15 protein-coding genes and 1 pseudogene are annotated in these 18,214 nt (G+C 60.9%); 5 read left to right on the top strand and 11 right to left on the bottom strand.

The features are described 5' to 3' along the window. Positions 1-423 precede the first annotated feature (423 nt). Complete coding sequence (betT, locus tag QMX86_RS22365; protein WP_160768576.1) at positions 424-2,385, top strand: choline transporter BetT; 1,962 nt, start codon at positions 424-426, stop codon at positions 2,383-2,385. A 24-nt stretch (positions 2,386-2,409) separates the two neighbouring features. Here betT and QMX86_RS22360 read toward each other — a convergent pair. Beyond that, a pseudogene (locus QMX86_RS22360) lies at positions 2,410-2,669 on the bottom strand (hypothetical protein). Positions 2,670-3,206: 537 nt separating this feature from the next. Here QMX86_RS22360 and mgrA point away from each other — a divergent pair. Then, a complete protein-coding gene (gene mgrA, locus QMX86_RS22355) occupies positions 3,207-4,244 on the top strand; it encodes an L-glyceraldehyde 3-phosphate reductase (protein ID WP_016772192.1) in 1,038 nt (345 codons plus the stop codon). Between the two features lie 130 nt (positions 4,245-4,374). Here the strand turns inward: mgrA and tauD are convergent, their stop codons facing one another. The 7 genes from tauD to QMX86_RS22320 all read right to left on the bottom strand — a co-directional run bounded on the left by tauD (position 4,375) and on the right by QMX86_RS22320 (position 12,832). Further along, positions 4,375-5,217 (bottom strand): taurine dioxygenase, encoded by an 843-nt coding sequence (gene tauD, locus QMX86_RS22350; RefSeq protein ID WP_282387183.1) that lies wholly within the window; start codon positions 5,215-5,217, stop codon positions 4,375-4,377. 144 nt (positions 5,218-5,361) lie between these two features. Then, entirely contained in the window at positions 5,362-6,195 is an 834-nt protein-coding gene (gene tauC, locus QMX86_RS22345) for a taurine ABC transporter permease TauC (protein WP_282387184.1), read from the bottom strand. Further along, positions 6,192-6,986: a taurine ABC transporter ATP-binding subunit gene (gene tauB / locus QMX86_RS22340; protein ID WP_282387185.1), complete on the bottom strand. Its 795-nt coding sequence runs from the start codon at positions 6,984-6,986 to the stop codon at positions 6,192-6,194. The genes tauC and tauB overlap by 4 nt, the downstream gene beginning before the upstream one ends. Positions 6,987-7,001: 15 nt before the next feature. Beyond that, positions 7,002-7,979 carry a taurine ABC transporter substrate-binding protein gene (gene tauA / locus QMX86_RS22335; RefSeq protein WP_243241522.1) on the bottom strand — a complete coding sequence of 326 codons (978 nt, stop codon included), beginning with the start codon at positions 7,977-7,979 and terminating at the stop codon, positions 7,002-7,004. A 257-nt stretch (positions 7,980-8,236) separates the two neighbouring features. Next, a complete protein-coding gene (gshA, locus tag QMX86_RS22330) occupies positions 8,237-9,820 on the bottom strand; it encodes a glutamate--cysteine ligase (protein WP_282387186.1) in 1,584 nt (527 codons plus the stop codon). 304 nt (positions 9,821-10,124) lie between these two features. Further along, on the bottom strand, positions 10,125-10,508 hold the full coding sequence (locus QMX86_RS22325) for a PaaI family thioesterase (protein ID WP_071174065.1): 384 nt from the start codon (positions 10,506-10,508) through the stop codon (positions 10,125-10,127). Beyond that, positions 10,508-12,832, bottom strand: a complete 2,325-nt coding sequence (locus QMX86_RS22320; RefSeq protein ID WP_282387093.1) for a Tex family protein — start codon at positions 12,830-12,832, stop codon at positions 10,508-10,510. Before QMX86_RS22320 ends, QMX86_RS22325 begins: the two co-directional genes overlap by 1 nt. A 358-nt stretch (positions 12,833-13,190) precedes the next feature. On the opposite strand from QMX86_RS22320, the gene ompR reads away from it, so the two are divergent. Further along, the gene (gene ompR, locus QMX86_RS22315) at positions 13,191-13,931 is read left to right on the top strand and encodes a two-component system response regulator OmpR (RefSeq protein WP_016772186.1); all 741 of its coding nucleotides are present in this window, start codon (positions 13,191-13,193) and stop codon (positions 13,929-13,931) included. 114 nt (positions 13,932-14,045) lie between these two features. Next, positions 14,046-15,359, top strand: a complete 1,314-nt coding sequence (locus QMX86_RS22310) for an ATP-binding protein (RefSeq protein ID WP_016770645.1) — start codon at positions 14,046-14,048, stop codon at positions 15,357-15,359. 85 nt (positions 15,360-15,444) lie between these two features. Here the strand turns inward: QMX86_RS22310 and rimK are convergent, their stop codons facing one another. From rimK to QMX86_RS22295, 3 genes are read right to left on the bottom strand one after another with little or no spacing between them, the layout of a single operon-like run. Then, positions 15,445-16,350, bottom strand: coding sequence for a 30S ribosomal protein S6--L-glutamate ligase (gene rimK / locus QMX86_RS22305; RefSeq protein ID WP_024011184.1), 906 nt, complete (start codon positions 16,348-16,350; stop codon positions 15,445-15,447). Next, a complete protein-coding gene (locus QMX86_RS22300) occupies positions 16,347-16,826 on the bottom strand; it encodes an ATP-dependent zinc protease (protein WP_016772184.1) in 480 nt (159 codons plus the stop codon). The genes rimK and QMX86_RS22300 overlap by 4 nt, the downstream gene beginning before the upstream one ends. A gap of 16 nt (positions 16,827-16,842) precedes the next feature. After that, on the bottom strand, positions 16,843-17,622 hold the full coding sequence (locus QMX86_RS22295) for an EAL domain-containing protein (protein WP_122698818.1): 780 nt from the start codon (positions 17,620-17,622) through the stop codon (positions 16,843-16,845). Between the two features lie 114 nt (positions 17,623-17,736). On the opposite strand from QMX86_RS22295, the gene QMX86_RS22290 reads away from it, so the two are divergent. Further along, the gene (locus tag QMX86_RS22290; protein ID WP_056787106.1) at positions 17,737-18,144 is read left to right on the top strand and encodes a S4 domain-containing protein; all 408 of its coding nucleotides are present in this window, start codon (positions 17,737-17,739) and stop codon (positions 18,142-18,144) included. The last annotated feature ends 70 nt before the right edge of the window (positions 18,145-18,214 follow it).

Here is an 18,214-nt window from a genome sequence, read left to right as displayed (position 1 = left end):
ACGAAGTTGCATGGTGGATGCCTCTTGCCAGGACACAGGTCATTTCCTTGATGATGAGCAATGTGCCTATTAAAAAGTGTCCACCATGTCTCCGAACACCTGTCCACCATGTGTCCGGTACATACAGAGGGTTAGGGTGAGGGGCTTTTGATTCTTGCTTGGCGCAGTGAACGAATCTCACAAAACCCGCGTCATAAACCTCCTCGGGCGCTGTAGGAAACCTACCGCCCAGCCCTGCGATTAGTCCTTACCGCCCCATTCATGTTTAACTTGAACGTTCATTCAAGTTAAACCGGTGGTTCGCTGCCCGCTCACAACAGGAGGCTTGCCTTTGCTGAGTCCGATCATTTCAGCCACGTTTCAACCCATCGAGGTGCACCTTTCATGAGTGCATCGTCTACCCCCGCCAGCGGTCTGGTGCGCATGAATCCGCCGGTGTTCTACTTCGCCGCGACGGTCATTCTGCTGTTTGGTCTTGTCGTCATCGCCATCCCCGAGCAGGCCGGCGCCTGGTTGCTGGAAGCGCAAAACTGGGCGGCCAATACGGTCGGCTGGTACTACATGCTCGCGATGACCCTGTATCTGGTCTTCGTGGTGGTCACCGCCTTATCCGGCTACGGCAAGATAAAACTCGGTGCCGACCACGACGAGCCCGAATTCAGTTACCTGTCCTGGGCCGGCATGCTGTTCGCCGCCGGGATCAGCATCACGCTGTTTTTCTTCTGCGTTTCCGAACCGCTGACGCACATGCTGCAGCCGCCGCAAGGCGAGGCCGGCACCGCCGACGCCGCGCGGCAAGCGATGCAGATCCTGTTCCTGCACTGGGGCCTGCATGGCTGGGGGGTGTTTGCCTTCGTCGGCATGGCGCTGGCCTATTTCGCCTATCGGCACAACCTGCCGCTGGCCCTGCGTTCAGCGTTGTATCCACTGATCGGCAAACGCATCAACGGCCCGATCGGCTATGCGGTGGACGGCTTCGGCATCATCGCCACGGTGTTCGGCCTTGGTGCCGACATGGGCTTCGGCGTGTTGCATCTGAATTCCGGTCTGGATTATCTGTTCGGCATCGCCCACACCCAGTGGATTCAGGTCGGCCTGATCACGCTGATGATGGGCGCGGCGATCATCGTTGCGGTCTCCGGTGTCGATAAAGGCGTGCGGGTGATGTCCGACATCAACATGCTGCTGGCCTGCGGGCTGCTGCTGTTCGTGTTGTTTGCCGGGCCGACACAGCACCTGCTCAACACGCTGATCCAGAACGTCGGCGACTACCTCGGCGCTTTGCCGATGAAGAGTTTTGACCTCTACGCCTACGACAAACCGAGTGACTGGCTGGGTGGCTGGACAGTGTTCTACTGGGCTTGGTGGATTGCATGGTCGCCGTTCGTGGGTCTGTTCATCGCGCGGATCTCCCGTGGCCGCACCATCCGTGAATTCGTCTTCGGCGTGCTGTTGATTCCGCTCGGATTCACCCTGGCGTGGATGTCGATCTTCGGCAACAGCGCCTTGGACCAGGTGCTCAACCATGGCATGAGCGCGCTGGGCATGTCGGCCATCGACAATCCGTCGATGAGCATTTATCTGCTGCTGGAAACCTATCCGTGGAGCAAGACCGTCATCGCCGTGACGGTGTTCATCAGCTTCGTGTTCTTCGTGACCTCGGCGGACTCTGGCACCGTGGTGCTCTCGACCCTGTCGGCGAAGGGCGGCAACCCGGATGAAGACGGGCCGAAATGGCTGCGGGTGTTCTGGGGCGCGATGACCGCGCTGATCACCAGTGCGCTGCTGTTCTCCGGCAGCATTGATGCGCTGAAGTCAGCGGTGGTGCTGACCTCATTGCCGTTCTCGTTGATTCTGCTGCTGATGATGTGGGGCCTGCACAAGGCGTTCTATCTGGAATCGCAGAAGCAGATTGCGCAGTTGCATTCGCTGGCGCCGGTCTCCGGTTCGCGGCGTGGCACCGGTGGCTGGCGTCAGCGCCTGAGTCAGGCCGTGCACTTCCCGTCCCGCGACGAGGTGTACCGCTTCATGGAAAGCACAGTGCGCCCGGCGATCGAAGAAGTGACCGCCGTGTTCGTCGAAAAAGGTCTGCACGTCGTCACTCAGCCGGATCCGGCGCATGACAACGTCAGCCTGGAAATCGGTCATGGCGAGCAGCATCCGTTCATCTATCAGGTGCAGATGCGCGGCTACTTCACGCCATCGTTCGCGCGCGGCGGCATGGGTTCCAAGCAACTCAACAATCGCCGCTACTACCGCGCCGAAGTGCACTTGAGCGAGGGCAGTCAGGACTACGATCTGGTCGGCTACACCAAAGAGCAGATCATCAACGACATCCTCGACCAGTACGAACGGCACATGCAGTTCCTGCATCTGGTGCGTTGATCGACGGCTGCGCGCCGGGTCTGCTCAGGACTCGGCGCTCAGCAGCATGAACAACACCATTGCTGCTGCCGGCATGCCGAATACCCCGCTGCCAAGCGCTATTTACGAACCCAGCGGCCGCCCGCATGAACTACGCCGACTGCGCCATTGATCAGGGTCATCGCAAGCCATAGCGCTGCGAAGCGGTAGGCCATGGTCTGGCGGCTGAAGCCAATGGGGTCGCCGATGTAAAGCATCAGTGCGAGCAGGACCAGGCCGGAGAAAGTGATGATGGTGATGTGCATGGCAGTTTTGGCCTGGTGAATGGGTGTTGCCTGCTCAGCCGCCTTCGCGAGCAGGCTCGCTCCTACAATGGATCTCGGCTGGACATGAATTTCATGTTCACAGGAGAACTCTGTGGGAGCGAGCCTGCTCGCGAAGGGGCCAACTCGGTGTCACTTTGAGCATCGCCAATCCAGCGAGGCTGAAGCGCAGGAAAAAATGTGAAACGTTTCAGCAATTGGTCCAACCCGAGGTCGGCGTCGCGCCGCTTGGGCGTATGCTGGGCGGGTTGTTCAGAATTGGATATGAAGGCCGGACGTTGCGGCAGAACCTGGAGCTGGTTCGACCTGCAAATCGCTTTGCCTGATTGGTAGAGCTTTTGTGGCGAGGGGATTCATCCCCGTTCGGCTGCGAAGCAGTCGTAAAACCAGCGCACTCGGTACACCTGATTTACCGAGGTTTCAGGTTTTGGGGCGGCTTCGCCACCCATCGGGGATAAATCCCCTCGCCACAAAGGTGTCCGGTTGCAGATGACTAAAAGACAGACAAGAGAGGATTCGATGACTTACACCGCTGCCGAAAACCGCTACGACTCCATTCCTTACCGCCGCGTCGGCCGCAGCGGTCTGGTGCTGCCGGCATTGTCGCTGGGCCTGTGGCACAACTTTGGCGACAGCACTCCGATCGAGACCCAGCGTGCCTTGCTGCGCACCGCGTTCGATCTGGGCATCAACCATTTCGATCTGGCCAACAACTACGGCCCGCCATACGGCAGCGCCGAGATCAATTTCGGTCGCCTGCTGCGTGAAGACTTCAAGCAGTATCGCGACGAGCTGATCATCTCCAGCAAGGCCGGTTGGGACATGTGGCCCGGCCCGTACGGCCAGGGCGGCGGTTCGCGCAAATACGTGCTGGCCAGCCTCGACCAGAGCCTGCAACGCCTCGGCCTGGACTATGTGGACATCTTCTATTCGCACCGCTTCGACCCGGACACCCCGCTGGAAGAAACCGCCAGCGCCCTCGCCACCGCCGTGCAGCAGGGCAAGGCTTTGTACATCGGCATCTCGTCCTACTCAGGGGTGAAAACCCGAGAAATGGCCGCGCTGCTGAAAGAGTGGAAAGTGCCGCTGCTGATTCATCAGCCGGCGTACAACCTGCTCAATCGCTGGGTGGAAAAGGATCTGCTCGATACCACCGATGAGCTCGGCACGGGCGTCATCGCCTTCACGCCGCTGGCGCAGGGTTTGCTCACTGACAAATATCTCAACGGAGTGCCGGCCGATGCGCGAGTCAATCGCCCGGGCGGCGGCTCGCTGCAGGCTTCGCACTTGTCCGAGGCCAACATCGCTCACGTGCGAGCGTTGAATGAAATCGCCCAGCGTCGCGGGCAGAGCCTGGCGCAACTGGCACTGGCGTGGACCCTGCGTGATCCACGAGTGACCTCGGCACTGATCGGCGCGAGCCGGCCGGAGCAGATCATCGAGAACGTCGGCGCGCTGAAGAATCTGAATTTCAGTGCTGAAGAGCTGGCGGAGATTGATCGGTTTGCCCAGGAGGGCGGGATCAATCTGTGGGAGAAGCCTTCGACAGCCGAATAAGCCGCTGAGAGGATCGTTCCCACGCTCTGCGTGGGAATGCCGCCCGGGACGCTCTGCGTCCCATCTAAAGCCGAACGCGGAGCGTCCGTTGATGCATTCCCACGCAGAGCGAGGGAACGATCATCAGCTATCACTTGAAGAACGGCACATCCCCCAACACCGTCGCCCGCTGCATCACCCGCCGCGCCGGTCGGTAATCGTCCACCGCGTAATGCTGCGTCACGCGGTTGTCCCAGAAGGCAATATCGTCTTTCTGCCAGCGCCAGCGAATGGTGAACTCCGGCCGGGTCGCGTGGGCGAACAGAAACTTCAGAATCGCCTCACTCTCGGTTTCGGACAGTTCGTTGATCTTCGAAGTGAACCCTTCACTGACGAACAGCGAGCGCCGGCCGCTGACCGGATGCGTACGAATCACCGGGTGCGACAGCGGTGGATTCTTGCGCCGTGCTTCTTCCCACTGCGCCAGCGCTTCAGGCGTGTTGCCGTAGCGCTCGAGGGGAAACGAACGAGTGAAATCGTGGGTGGCGGTCAGACCTTCGAGCAGGTTTTTCATCGGCGCCGACAACGCTTCATATGCCGCGATTCCGCTGGCCCACAACGTGTCGCCACCGAACTCCGGCAGCAATTTGGCGCTGAGCACCGCGCCCATTGCCGGCGTCGGCAGGAAGGTCACGTCGGTGTGCCAGATCGCGTTATCGCGCACGTCGGTGACGGCGGTGTCGAGGATCAGCACTTCCGGTTGTTCCGGCACGTTCGGGTAGATCGGATGAATGTGCAGGTCGCCGAAATAATGCGCGAAGCGTGCCTGTTGCGCTGGCTCGATCGGCTGGTTGCGGAAGAACAGCACCTGATATTTGAGCAACGCCTGTTCGATGGCGTCGCGGTGTTCCAGGCTCAGCGGCTGGCTGATGTCGACGCCACTGATCTGCGCGCCGAGGGCCGAGCTTAATGGGGTGATGTCGAGGGAGCTCATGGTCGTTCTCTTCGAATTCGGAGTGTCATGCTTTTGTGGGAGCGAGCCTGCTCGCGAATGCAGAGTGTCAGGCGACAGTGCAGTGACTGATCTGACGCTTTCGCGAGCAGGCTCGCTCTCACAGGGGAATTTTCACAAGGCGATTTAGTGCGCCTGGCCGTGCCATGGCACCAGCCTGCGCTGCAACGCGCGCAGGCCCATTTCCATGGCGAAGGCGATCAGGGCGATGACCAGAATTCCCAGCACCACGACATCGGTGACTAGGAATTGCGCGGCCGACTGCACCATGAAACCCAAGCCGCTGGTGGCAGCAATCAGTTCGGCCGCAACCAGCGTCGACCACCCAACCCCCAGGCCAATGCGCACGCCGGTGAGAATGTCCGGCAGGGCGCTGGGCAGAATCACGTGGCGAATCAGCTGCACGCGCGTCGCGCCCAACGACTGCGCCGCGCGCAGTTTTGCCGGGTCGACGGTACGCACACCCGTCGCGGTGGCGATGGCAATCGGCGCAAAAATCGCCAGATAGATCAGCAGCACTTTCGACAACTCGCCGATGCCGCACCAGATCACGATCAGCGGCAGATAGGCCAGCGGCGGGATCGGGCGGTAGAACTCGATCAGCGGATCGAGCACACCACGGGCGATGCGGTTGGCGCCGATGGCAATGCCCACCGGCACGGCGGTGAGAATCGCAAAAGCGAGACCCAGGCCGATGCGGCTCAGGCTCGCGCACAGGTGCTGCCACAGCGTCGAATCCATGTACCCTGAGGTCGCCAGCAACCAGCCCTTTTGCAGGACGGCGGAGGGTGGCGGCAGGAACAGCGGCTCGATCAGGCCGGTAGCGGTCACCGCCCACCAGACCGCCAACAGGCCGAACAAGGTCAGCAGGCTGATCCAGCGAGTGCTGAGGCTGCGACGCACCTGGATGCTCACCGAAGGTGTTTTCACCGCCGCAGCGGAAACGTCGTAACTGCTCATGCGTGCTCCTGCCGGGGTACGGCGCTGCGTTGCGAGAAGACTTTGCTCAGCACGTGCTCGCGGGTTTCGATAAAACGCGGATCGGATTTGATCGCGCGCGCCGACTCGCCAGCGGCATAACGCTGACCGAAATCCAATTGCAGACGCTCGACGATCTGCCCCGGATTCGGCGCCAGCAGAATCAGGTCCGTGGCGAGGAACACCGCTTCTTCAATGTCGTGGGTAATCAGAAAAACCGGTTTGGCAGTGCGTTGCCAGACTTGCAGCAACAGCTCCTGCATCTGCTCGCGAGTGAATGCATCAAGCGCACCGAACGGCTCGTCCATCAGCAACACGCGCGGGTCGGCGGCGAGGGCGCGGGCGAGGCCGACGCGTTGTTTCTGGCCACCGGACAATTGCCAGATGCGCCGCTCTTCGAAACCGGCGAGATCGACCAGCGCGAGCATTTCCCGGGCGCGCTGTTCGCGTTTGTCCTTGCCGACACCGGCCAGTTCAAGGCCGAAGGCGACGTTGGCCAATACGTCCTGCCAGGGCAGCAAGGCGTCGTCCTGAAACACCACGCCACGTTCGGCGCTCGGGCCTTTGACCGCCACGCCGTCAAGGGTGATGCGCCCGGCACTCGGCTCGACGAAGCCGGCAATCAGGTTCAACAGCGAAGTCTTGCCACTGCCGGACGGGCCGAGGGCGACCAGCAATTGCTGCGGCCCCAGGGTCAGAGAAATATCCGCCAGCACCGGCTCCGGGCTGCCCGGGTACTGTGCGCTGATGCGCTCCAGCTGTAGCAAGGCCATCGCTGTATCTCCCGATCAGTTGGTGATGTATTTGGCGCTGACGTAAGGCGCGTAGTCCGGCAGGACGGCGTCGACCTTGCCTTGCTCCTTGAGGAACGCGGCGGTGTCAGTGATGGCTTTGGTGGTCGGCGCGCCGAGGTCACTGACCTGATCCGCCGCCAGTGGGTAGACGTTGCCCTGCAGCAGCAATGGGATGTCGCTGGCTTTGGCGCCAGACAGCTTCACCAGTTTGTCGACGTTGCTCTGATTGGCCAGCCAGGCCTGCGGATCCTTGCGGTAGTCGGCGTAGGCGTCGAGGGTGACCTTGGCGAATGCGGTGACGATTTCCGGGTGCTTTTCGGCGAAGTCCTTGCGCACGATCCACGCGTCGAAGGTCGGCGCGCCGAAGTTGGCCAGCTCGCCGGAGGTGATCAGCACTTTGCCGTTTTCCTTGGCCATGCCCAGTGCCGGATCCCACACGTAAGTGGCGTCGATGTCGCCGCGTTTCCACGCCGCGATGATGGCTGGCGGCGCGAGGTTGAGCACGGTGACTTTCGACGGGTCGATGTTCCAGTGCTTGAGCGCGGCGAGCAGGCTGTAGTGCCCGGTGGACACGAACGGCACGGCGATTTTCTTGCCGATCAGATCCTGCGGAGTCTTGATGCCGGAGCCGTCGCGCGCGACCAGTGCTTCAGCGGCGCCGATCTGCGTGGCGATGAGGAAGGTTTCGACCGGCACTTTGCGGGTGATCGCGGCGGTCAACGGACTCGAACCGAGATAGCCGATCTGCACATCGCCGGACGCGATGGCGGCAATGATGTCGGCACCGTTATCGAATTTGCGCCAACTGATGTCAGCCTTGGTGGCTTTCTCGTAAGCACCGTCGGCCTGCGCGACTTTGGCCGGGTCGACGGTGGTCTGGTAGGCGACGGTGAGATCGGCCGCCTGGGCCAGGAAGCTTGCAGCGGCCAGTGAGGCGGCGGCGAGCAGGCGAAGCGGGGAATTCAGTTTCAATTGAGAGCTCCAGATCAGGCGACCGAATGTCGGCGTGAGTGGAGACTAAATGATCTAAGAATCCAGAAATAAATAACTTTTTCGAATGAGCTTATGAGCGGAAAAATCTAAGGCAGGAGAGGATGTGAGCCTTTGACTGATCGTTCCCACGCTCTGCGTGGTAACGCCTCAAGGAACGCTCTGCGTCCGAAGTGACGCGGAGCATCACAGGCTGCATTCCCACGCAGAGCGTGGGAACGATCAAGGCCGGGGCGGCTTTAATTGCTGATGGCGAGAATACTCGCTTGATACGCGCCGACAAACACATCGAAATCGCCGACTTCGTTCTGCTCAAGCTCGGTCTGCTGCGCCAGCGATGCGCGCGCCAGTTGTTCAAACTTCGCTTGCTCGTCAGCCGCCAACGGCTCGCTGCGGAAGAACTCGGCGTGGGTCTGACTCTGGCGCAGGGAGAATTGGGCAAAGCTCTCCTTGTGCTCGGCCATGGCCGCCAGCACCTGCGCCGATGGGGTCAGCGACGGGTCGTTGACCTTGGCCAGTTGCGCATCCAGGGCCTTGCTGTGGGCATCGCCGCCGACGCTCTGGTCGAGCATCGCCGCCAGCGGAGCAATCTGTTCCAGCAGTTCGGCCGCCCACTGTTTCATCTCGACCGGCTGACCGTCACGCTGCAATTGCAGGCCCGGACGGCGACCTTCCTTGACCACGCTGAGGAAGTTCGAGGTGGCGTTGCCGCACGAAGTGTTGGTCAGCAGCGGGCTGTCGTTCAGCGCGCAGTACAGCAGGAAGGCGTCGATGAAGCGCGACTCGGTGAGGTCGATGCCCATCGGCAGGAACGGGTTGATGTCCAGGCAGCGCACTTCGACGTACTGGATGCCGCGCGCCATCAACGCCTGGATCGGCCGCTCGCCGGTGTAGGTCACGCGTTTCGGGCGGATGTTGGAGTAGTACTCGTTTTCGATCTGCAGGATGTTGGTGTTGAGCTGCACCCACTCGCCATCCTTGTGCGTGCCGACTTCCACGTATGGCGCGTAGGGCGTGGCCACCGCTTCGCGCAGGCTGTCGGTGTAGCTGGTGAGATCGTTGTAGCACGGTGTCAGGCCGGCCTGGGCGTTGCTCTGATAACCGAGATCGCTCATGCGCAGGCTGGTCGCGTATGGCAGATACAGCGTGTCCGGATCGAGCTGTTCGAGCTGATGCGAACGCCCACGCAGGAAACCGGCGTCCAGCGCCGGCGAGGCACCGAACAGGTACATCAGCAGCCAGCTGTAGCGACGGAAGTTGCGGATCAGCGCGATGTAGGACACCGACTGGAAATCGCGATCGGTGCCGACGAAACCTTCGGCCTCGCGCAGCAATGGCCAGAGTTGTTCCGGCAGGGAAAAGTTGTAGTGAATACCGGCAATGCACTGCATGGTCTTGCCGTAACGCAGGGCCAGGCCCTTGCGATAGACGTACTTGAGCTGACCGATGTTGGAGGTGCCGTAATAGGCAATCGGGATGTCTTCCTCGGCCGGCAGCGGGCACGGCATCGATGGACTCCACAGGTACTCGTTGCCGAGTTTGCTGTAGGCAAAACGATGAATCTTGTCCAGGCTCGCCAGCGTGTCGGCCGGATCCGGCAGGGCAGGCGTGATGAATTCCAGCAGCGACTCGGAGTAGTCGGTGGTGATCTGTTCGTTGGTCAGCGCGGAACCCAGGGCTTCGGGGTGCGGCGTTTGCGCCAGGCGACCTTCACTGGTCACGCGCAGGCATTCACGTTCGATACCGTGCAGGCACTGCTTGAGCAGAGAGAGGTTAGCGCGCTCGCCGAGCAGAGCCAGGCGGCGGTTGAGAAGTTCGCTCAATTTGGATTCCTTCACGCGTCAGTCGCCCCAATATGGGGGTGGGCAGGACGGTCTACAAGGGTGAAGTTGAAACTGGCGTTATCGCCTGGTTTTTCGGGCCTGTCAGCCCCCGTTGAATCGCCAACTTCATTCCCTGAATCTGGCGGATGCACGCGAACTGTGGGAGCGAGCTTGCTCGCGAAGGCGGAGTGTCAGGCGACTTGAGGCTGACTGAAATGCCCTCTTCGCGAGCAAGCTCGCTCCCACAGAAAAGCTCGACGCTGCGATCACAGCGCCGAAATTAACTCAAAATGATGAGCAACATCTACAGGACAGCGAAGGTGCCTTGCGCTTTTGCGACCAGTTTGTCGCCCTGCATCACCTCGGCTTCGACCACCAGCGTGCGCCGGCCCGGGTGGATCACCCGCGCCGTGCACAGCACCTCGCCCTCGGAAACGGCGCGGATGTAGTTGATCTTGCATTCGATGGTCGCGCTCTGCTGATCGAAGCCATGGCTGCTGGAGCAGGCCAGGCCCATGGCAATGTCGACCAGGCTGAACAGCGCGCCGCCGTGCAGTTTGCCGCCACGGTTGCGCAGTTCGGGCTCAAGCGCCAGGGCGACTTGCGCCACCCCGGTTTCGAGACTGTGCAGGCGACAGCCCAACAGCTTGAAAAACGCGCTCTCGACGAGCCCGGCCGGCATGTCCATCAGCGTTTCTTCAACTGCTTGGCGTTGGCGAACAGCGAGGCCATCGCATTGTTCACCGGCGCGGCGGTGGCGGTTTCCTTGCGCGGCGCGTTGCCCGAAGACTGGCGCGGTGCCGAGCCCGGACGCGAGCCACGGGCGCCATCGATTTTCTCGCCGGGAGTGTCACTCATGCGCATCGACAGGCCGACGCGTTTGCGCGGAATGTCGACTTCCATGACCTTCACTTTCACCACGTCACCGGCCTTTACCGCTTCGCGCGGGTCCTTGATGAACTTCTCCGACAGCGCCGAGATGTGCACCAGACCATCCTGATGCACGCCGATGTCGACGAACGCACCGAACGCCGTCACGTTGGTCACCACGCCTTCAAGGATCATCCCCAGTTGCAGATCCTTGAGGTCCTCGACGCCTTCCTGGAACTCGGCGGTCTTGAACTCCGGGCGCGGATCGCGACCGGGTTTTTCCAGTTCTTGCAGGATGTCGGTGACGGTCGGCAGACCGAAGGTTTCGTCGGTAAATTTCTTCGGATCCAGTCGCTTTAGGAAAGCGGCATCGCCGATCAGCGAGCGAATGTCGCGGTCGGTTTCAGCGGCAATGCGCTGCACCAGCGGATAGGCTTCCGGGTGCACCGCCGACGAATCCAGCGGGTTGTCGCCGTTCATCACGCGCAAGAAGCCGGCGGCCTGTTCGAAGGTTTTTTCGCCCAGTCGCGCAACTTTCTTCAGCGCTGCACGGGTCTTGAACGCGCCGTGTTCGTCACGGTGAGCGACGATGTTCTGCGCCAGCGTTGCGTTGAGGCCGGAGATCCGCGCCAGCAAGGCCACGGAGGCGGTGTTCACATCCACGCCCACGGCGTTCACGCAATCCTCGACCACGGCATCCAGGCCACGCGCCAGTTTCAGCTGCGAGACGTCGTGCTGGTACTGGCCGACACCGATGGATTTCGGATCGATCTTCACCAGCTCGGCCAGCGGATCCTGCAGGCGACGGGCGATCGACACGGCGCCGCGGATCGACACGTCCAGATCCGGGAATTCCTTGGCCGCCAGTTCCGAGGCCGAGTACACCGAGGCGCCGGCTTCGGACACCATGACCTTGGTCATTTTCATCGCTGGATATTTCTTGATCAGTTCGATCGCCAGCTTGTCGGTCTCACGGCTGGCAGTGCCGTTGCCGATGGCGATCAGATCCACCGAGTGCTTGGCGCACAGGGCGGCGAGAATGGCGATGGTCTGATCCCATTTATTGTGCGGCACGTGCGGGTAAACCGTGGCGTGGTCGAGCAGCTTGCCGGTCGAGTCGACCACGGCCACCTTGCAGCCGGTACGCAGGCCCGGGTCGAGGCCCAGGGTTGCGCGCGGACCGGCCGGAGCGGCGAGCAGCAGGTCGTGCAGGTTGTGTGCGAACACGTTGATCGCTTCGGTTTCGGCGCCATCGCGCAACTCGCCGAGCAGGTCGGTTTCCAGGTGGGTGTAGAGCTTGACCTTCCAGGTCCAGCGCACCACTTCACCGAGCCATTTGTCCGCCGGGCGGTTCTGGTTCTGGATGCCGAACTGCTGAGCGATCATGCCTTCGCACGGATGCATGGTGCCGGGCAGCTCATCGCCGACTTTCAGCGCGGAGCTGAGAATGCCTTCGTTGCGGCCACGGAAAATGGCGAGGGCGCGGTGCGAGGGCATGCTTTTCAGCGGCTCGTCGTGTTCGAAATAATCACGGAACTTGGCGCCTTCCTCTTCCTTGCCAGCGATGACGCGGGCACTGAGGATCGCTTCCTGTTTGAGGAAATTACGCAGTTTTTCCAACAGGCTGGCGTCTTCGGCGAAGCGCTCCATGAGGATGTACTTGGCGCCTTCCAGCGCAGCCTTTACATCGGCCACGCCTTTTTCGGCGTCGACGAAGCGCGCGGCTTCGGTTTCCGGCGACAGGTTCGAGTCGTTGAACAAGCCGTCGGCCAGTTCGCCGAGGCCGGCTTCGAGGGCGATCTGGCCCTTGGTGCGGCGCTTCTGCTTGTACGGCAGGTACAAGTCTTCGAGACGGGTCTTGGTGTCGGCGAGCTTGATGTCGCGCTCAAGGGCAGGGGTGAGTTTGCCTTGCTCCTCGATGCTGGCGAGGATGCTGATGCGCCGTTCGTCGAGTTCTCGCAGGTAGCGCAGGCGCTCTTCCAGATGACGCAACTGGGTGTCATCGAGGCTGCCGGTGACTTCTTTCCGGTAACGGGCGATAAAGGGAACGGTAGAACCTTCATCGAGTAGCGCGACGGCCGCTTCGACCTGTTGTGGGCGTACGCCGAGTTCCTCGGCGATGCGGCTGTTGATGCTGTCCATAAAACCACCTGACATAGTATGAAAGCAGGCTCGCAGGCACGCAGATAATGGCCTGGAGGCTGATTGAGCGGCTGGAAAATTGCCGCTGCCTGGATCAAGAAGCTGCCCATTGACCCGTGAAATCGAACAGTTACTGCACAGGGCCGGAAAAAATACCGGCCACTTACGGTAACGATTCAGACGTTGCCTGGCGCAAAACGCCGCGCATTATAACCAGCGTTCTGTCATTCGGGGGCGTTGCAGGCTGTAGGCATAAACCCCGGTTTTCTGGCAGTGAAGGAAAAATCTGCTAACAATGCACACGGTGCGTATAACGACAGCTACGCCATAATGCGCGCCGAGCTAAAAGGAGCATCCAATGAGCAGCACTGCACAAACGGCTGAAGGCGAAAAAATTCTTATCGTTGATGACGATCCGGGGCTGAGCAGCCTGCTGGAGCGTTTCTTCGTCAGCAAGGGCTACCGTGCCCGTACCGTTCCGAACACCGAGCAGATGGATCGTCTGCTGGCGCGTGAAGTGTTCAATCTGGTCGTTCTCGACCTGATGCTGCCGGGCGAAGACGGCCTGACCGCGTGCCGCCGTCTGCGCAGCGCGAACAACCAGATTCCGATCATCATGCTCACCGCCAAGGGCGATGAGCTGAGCCGAATCAAGGGCCTTGAACTGGGCGCCGACGATTACCTGGCCAAGCCGTTCAACCCCGACGAGCTGATGGCGCGGGTCAAAGCGGTGTTGCGCCGTCAGGCCGCACCGGTGCCGGGCGCACCGGGCAGTGAGGACGAAAACGTCACTTTCGGTGATTACGTGTTGTCGCTGGCGACCCGCGAGCTCAAGCGTGGCGATGAAGTGCACATGCTCACCACCGGTGAGTTCGCGGTACTCAAGGCGCTGGTGATGAACGCGCGTCAGCCGCTGACCCGCGACAAGCTGATGAACCTCGCCCGTGGTCGTGAATGGGATGCGCTGGAGCGTTCCATCGACGTGCAGATCTCGCGTCTGCGCCGGATGATCGAACCCGATCCGTCGAAACCGCGCTACATCCAGACCGTCTGGGGCGTGGGTTACGTGTTCGTACCGGATGGCACCGCCACCAAGTGATCGGTGATTTGTAGGAGCGGGTCTGCAAGGCTCTGGTCGCACGGCCATTGCCACAGACTCGCAATCCGCAATATGCGAGCATTGCTCGCTCCTGCAAGTGTGTAGCGGTTAAAGATGAAAACCCCCGTCTGGTTCCCCCAAAGTTTTTTCTCCCGCACCCTCTGGCTGGTGCTGATCGTCGTGCTGTTTTCCAAGGCGCTGACCCTGGTTTATCTGTTGATGAACGAGGACGTGCTGGTGGACCGCCAATACAGCCATGGCGTGGCTCTGACGCTGCGCGCCTATTGGGCCGCCGACGAAGAAAACCGCGCAAAAATCGCCGATGCCGCGACCTTGATTCGTGTGGTCGGCGCCGGTGTGCCGGAAGGCGAGCAGCACTGGCCGTACAGCGAAATCTACCAACGTCAGATGCAGGCGGAACTGGGCGCCGACACCGAGGTGCGTTTGCGCATGCACTCGCCACCGGCGCTGTGGGTGAGGGCGCCGAGTCTGGGCGATGGCTGGCTGAAAGTGCCGTTGTATCCGCATCCGCTGCGCGGCCAGAAAATCTGGAACGTGCTCGGCTGGTTCCTCGCCATTGGCCTGTTGTCGACAGCCTCCGCATGGATTTTCGTCAGCCAGCTCAACCAGCCGTTGAAGCGCCTGGTGTATGCCGCGCGGCAACTCGGCCAGGGCCGCAGCGTGCGTTTGCCGATCAGCGACACGCCGAGCGAAATGACCGAGGTTTATCGCGCCTTCAACCAGATGGCCGAGGACGTCGAACAGGCCGGGCGTGAGCGCGAGCTGATGCTGGCGGGGGTTTCTCACGACTTGCGTACACCGCTGACGCGCTTGCGCCTGTCGCTGGAACTGATGGGCGATCACACCGACCTCACCGACGACATGGTCCGCGACATCGAAGATATGGATGCGATTCTCGACCAGTTCCTCGCGTTCATTCGCGATGGTCGAGACGAGTCGGTGGAAGAGGTCGACCTCAGCGATCTGGTGCGCGAAGTCGCCGCGCCGTACAACCAGAACGAAGAGAAAGTGCGCCTTCGCCTGGAACCGATCCAGCCGTTTCCGCTGCGTCGAGTGTCGATGAAACGCCTGCTCAACAACCTGATCGGCAACGCCTTGAACCATGCCGGCACCGGTGTTGAGGTCGCGGCTTATGTGTCCGGAGATACCAGCGCGCCGTATGTGGTTCTGAGCGTGATGGACCGTGGCGCGGGGATTGATCCGTCCGAGCTTGAGGCAATCTTCAACCCCTTTACCCGAGGTGATCGGGCTCGCGGTGGCAAAGGCACCGGGCTGGGGCTGGCGATCGTGAAAAGGATTGCGGCGATGCATGGCGGCAATGTCGAATTGCGCAACCGCTCCGGGGGGGGACTGGAAGCGCGGGTGAGATTGCCGCTGGGGTTGATGTTGCCGAGAGATGCGGTTTAGAAGCAGCTACAAGCTACAAGCTACAAGCTACAAGCAAGAGCGCTTTTCACTTGCCGCTTGAAGCTTGCCGCTAGCAGCTGCTTCTCTAGCCCTTGCCCTTGGTGCGGGTCATATTCGGCCCGCCATTCTTTTCCAGATGCTCGATGATGATTCCGGCGACATTCTTGCCAGTGGTGGTTTCGATGCCTTCCAGTCCCGGTGACGAATTCACTTCCATCACCAGCGGTCCGTGATTCGAGCGCAGGATATCCACACCTGCCACCGCCAGCCCCATGACCTTGGCCGCGCGCAATGCGGTCATGCGCTCTTCCGGTGTGATCTTGATCAGGCTGGCGCTGCCGCCGCGATGCAGGTTGGAACGAAATTCCCCCGGTTTGGCCTGGCGCTTCATTGCCGCGATCACCTTGTCGCCGACCACGAAGCAGCGGATATCCGCGCCGCCGGCTTCCTTGATGTATTCCTGAACCATGATGTTCTGCTTCAGGCCCATGAATGCCTCGATCACCGACTCTGCCGCCGTCGCGGTTTCGCACAGCACCACGCCGATGCCCTGAGTGCCTTCCAGTACCTTGATCACCAGCGGTGCGCCGTTGACCATGGCGATCAGGTCGGGAATATCGTCCGGCGAGTGGGCAAAACCGGTGACCGGCAAACCGATGCCGCGCCGCGACAGCAGCTGCAGGGAACGCAATTTGTCCCGCGAGCGGGCAATGGCCACCGACTCGTTGAGCGGGAACACGCCCATCATTTCGAACTGACGCAACACCGCGCAGCCGTAGAACGTCACCGACGCGCCGATCCGCGGGATCACCGCGTCGAAACCTTCCAGCGGTTTGCCGCGGTAGTGGATCTGCGGCTTGTGGCTGGCAATGTTCATGTAGGCGCGCAAGGTGTCGATCACCACCATTTCATGCCCGCGCTCGATTCCGGCTTCGACCAGACGGCGGGTGGAATACAGACGCGGATTACGCGACAGCACAGCGATCTTCATGCAACACCTGTGGAGGAGGTAGATACCGGGAACACCGGCTTGTCTTGTACATATTTGATGCCCGGATTGACCACCAACTGGCCATCGATCAGGGCTTTGGAACCGAGCAACAGGCGATAGCGCATGGACTTGCGGCAGGCGAGGGTGAACTCCACCGGCCAGACCCGATCACCCAGGGCCAGCGTGGTGCTGATCACATAGCGCACTTGCGCATGGCCGTTGGAGCTCTTGATGGTTTTGCGCGTGACCAGTGGCGCTTCGCAGCGCCGGTGACGCAACTGCACCACGGTGCCGAGATGCGCGGTAAAGCGCACCCATTTCTCGCCGTCGCGTTCGAACGGTTCGATATCGGTGGCGTGCAGGCTGGAGGTGCTGGCGCCGGTGTCGATTTTTGCGCGCAGGCCGGCGACTCCCAAGCCCGGGAGCGCCACCCACTCGCGCAGACCGACAACGGTCAAATGATCAAATGTCTTCAAAGAAAAAAACCAAGGGTTAACGCTTCCAGGCCTCATCCGGCACCTGGGCCAACGCTTTGAATGCGGGTCTGGCGAACCAGTAGCCCTGCATCAGAAATATTCCACAGTCCGCGAGGAAATCCCGTTCCCCGGCGCTTTCTATGCCTTCGGCAATGACTGTAACGTCCAACTCCGCACACATTGTGACAATCCCCCGCACGATCACCTGACGGACACGGTCCTGGTCAACATCGCGGATCAGCGCCATGTCGAGTTTGATCAGGTCCGGTTGGAAATCAGCCAGCAGATTGAGCCCCGAATAACCGGCACCGAAATCGTCGATGGCGGTCTTGAAGCCGAATTCGCGGTATTCACGCAGAATATTGGTCAAATGGCGATAATTATCTACGTGCTCGATTTCCAGGGTTTCGAAAATCAGTCGGTCGATCGGAAAGTTGTGTTTGCGTGCGGCCTCCAGTGTGCTGCGAATGCATAGCTCTGGACGGTAGACGGCGTTGGGCAAAAAGTTGATCGACAAGTGTGTCTGCATATTAAGGCTCGCCGCGCCTTCGATGGCGCGGGTCCGGCAGAGCTGGTCGAAACGGTAGCGGTTGTCTTCTGTAACCTGATTTAACACCGACAGTGCACCTTCCCCGGCCACGCCTCTTACCAGCGCTTCGTGGGCAAACACCGATTCATCGCGCAGGTCGACGATCGGCTGGTAGGCGAAGGCAAAATCGAAGTCCAGCGGCTCGCTCTGCTGGCAGCCCTGGCAACCGCCCTTGGGTGAGGTCAACGAAGTTGGAAATTTAGTCACGGTCACTCCAGGCCGGTCAGGCGGCGAAGATCACAGTCTATCTGGAGGGCCGAGTTCTTGCGCCCGACAGAAACGGTAGTAAAGTTCCGACTACTGGCTGAGCGAGGAATTCATATGGGACAGAAGCAGGAGGAGGACGACAAGGTCCGTCTCGATAAATGGCTATGGGCAGCGCGGTTCTACAAGACCCGTGCATTGGCCAAAGCCGCCATTGAAAGTGGCAAGGTGCATTGCCGTGGCGAGCGCTGCAAACCGGGCAAGGAGCCGCGCATCGGTGATGAGTTCGAGATACGTACCGGCTTCGAAGTGCGCACGGTGAAGGTCGAGGCATTGTCGATCGTGCGTCGTGGCGCGCCCGAGGCGCAGGCCTTGTATGCCGAGACCGAAGCGAGTATTGCCAAGCGTGAAGCAGCTGCGGCGATGCGCAAGGCGGGATCGTTGGGCGTGAGCACCGATGGCAAACCGAGCAAGAAACAGCGGCGGGATCTGTTCAAGTTTCGCGGTAGCAGCAACGAAGATTGAAACGTTGTGCCGGCCTCTTCGCGAGCAGGCTCGCTGCCACATTCGATCGAGTCGTCTGTGGCAGCGAGCC

Source organism: Pseudomonas sp. PS01270 (assembly GCF_029959775.1).
Classification (GTDB): Bacteria; Pseudomonadota; Gammaproteobacteria; order Pseudomonadales; family Pseudomonadaceae; genus Aquipseudomonas; species Aquipseudomonas atacamensis.
The sequence above is the reverse complement of the archived record's forward strand: the minus strand, read 5'-3'. Positions and strand labels throughout refer to the sequence as shown.

Bases quoted from the DNA above. Each gene is read 5' to 3' on its own strand.
- tauC (WP_282387184.1), bottom strand. From the start codon at position 6,195: ATGAGCAGTTACGACGTTTCCGCTGCGGCGGTGAAAACACCTTCGGTG.
- tauD (WP_282387183.1), bottom strand. From the start codon at position 5,217: ATGAGCTCCCTCGACATCACCCCATTAAGCTCGGCCCTCGGCGCGCAG.
- QMX86_RS22310 (WP_016770645.1), top strand. From the start codon at position 14,046: ATGAAAACCCCCGTCTGGTTCCCCCAAAGTTTTTTCTCCCGCACCCTC.
- QMX86_RS22290 (WP_056787106.1), top strand. From the start codon at position 17,737: ATGGGACAGAAGCAGGAGGAGGACGACAAGGTCCGTCTCGATAAATGG.
- QMX86_RS22325 (WP_071174065.1), bottom strand. From the start codon at position 10,508: ATGGACATGCCGGCCGGGCTCGTCGAGAGCGCGTTTTTCAAGCTGTTG.
- rimK (WP_024011184.1), bottom strand. From the start codon at position 16,350: ATGAAGATCGCTGTGCTGTCGCGTAATCCGCGTCTGTATTCCACCCGC.
- mgrA (WP_016772192.1), top strand. From the start codon at position 3,207: ATGACTTACACCGCTGCCGAAAACCGCTACGACTCCATTCCTTACCGC.
- QMX86_RS22320 (WP_282387093.1), bottom strand. From the start codon at position 12,832: ATGGACAGCATCAACAGCCGCATCGCCGAGGAACTCGGCGTACGCCCA.
- ompR (WP_016772186.1), top strand. From the start codon at position 13,191: ATGAGCAGCACTGCACAAACGGCTGAAGGCGAAAAAATTCTTATCGTT.
- tauB (WP_282387185.1), bottom strand. From the start codon at position 6,986: ATGGCCTTGCTACAGCTGGAGCGCATCAGCGCACAGTACCCGGGCAGC.
- betT (WP_160768576.1), top strand. From the start codon at position 424: ATGAATCCGCCGGTGTTCTACTTCGCCGCGACGGTCATTCTGCTGTTT.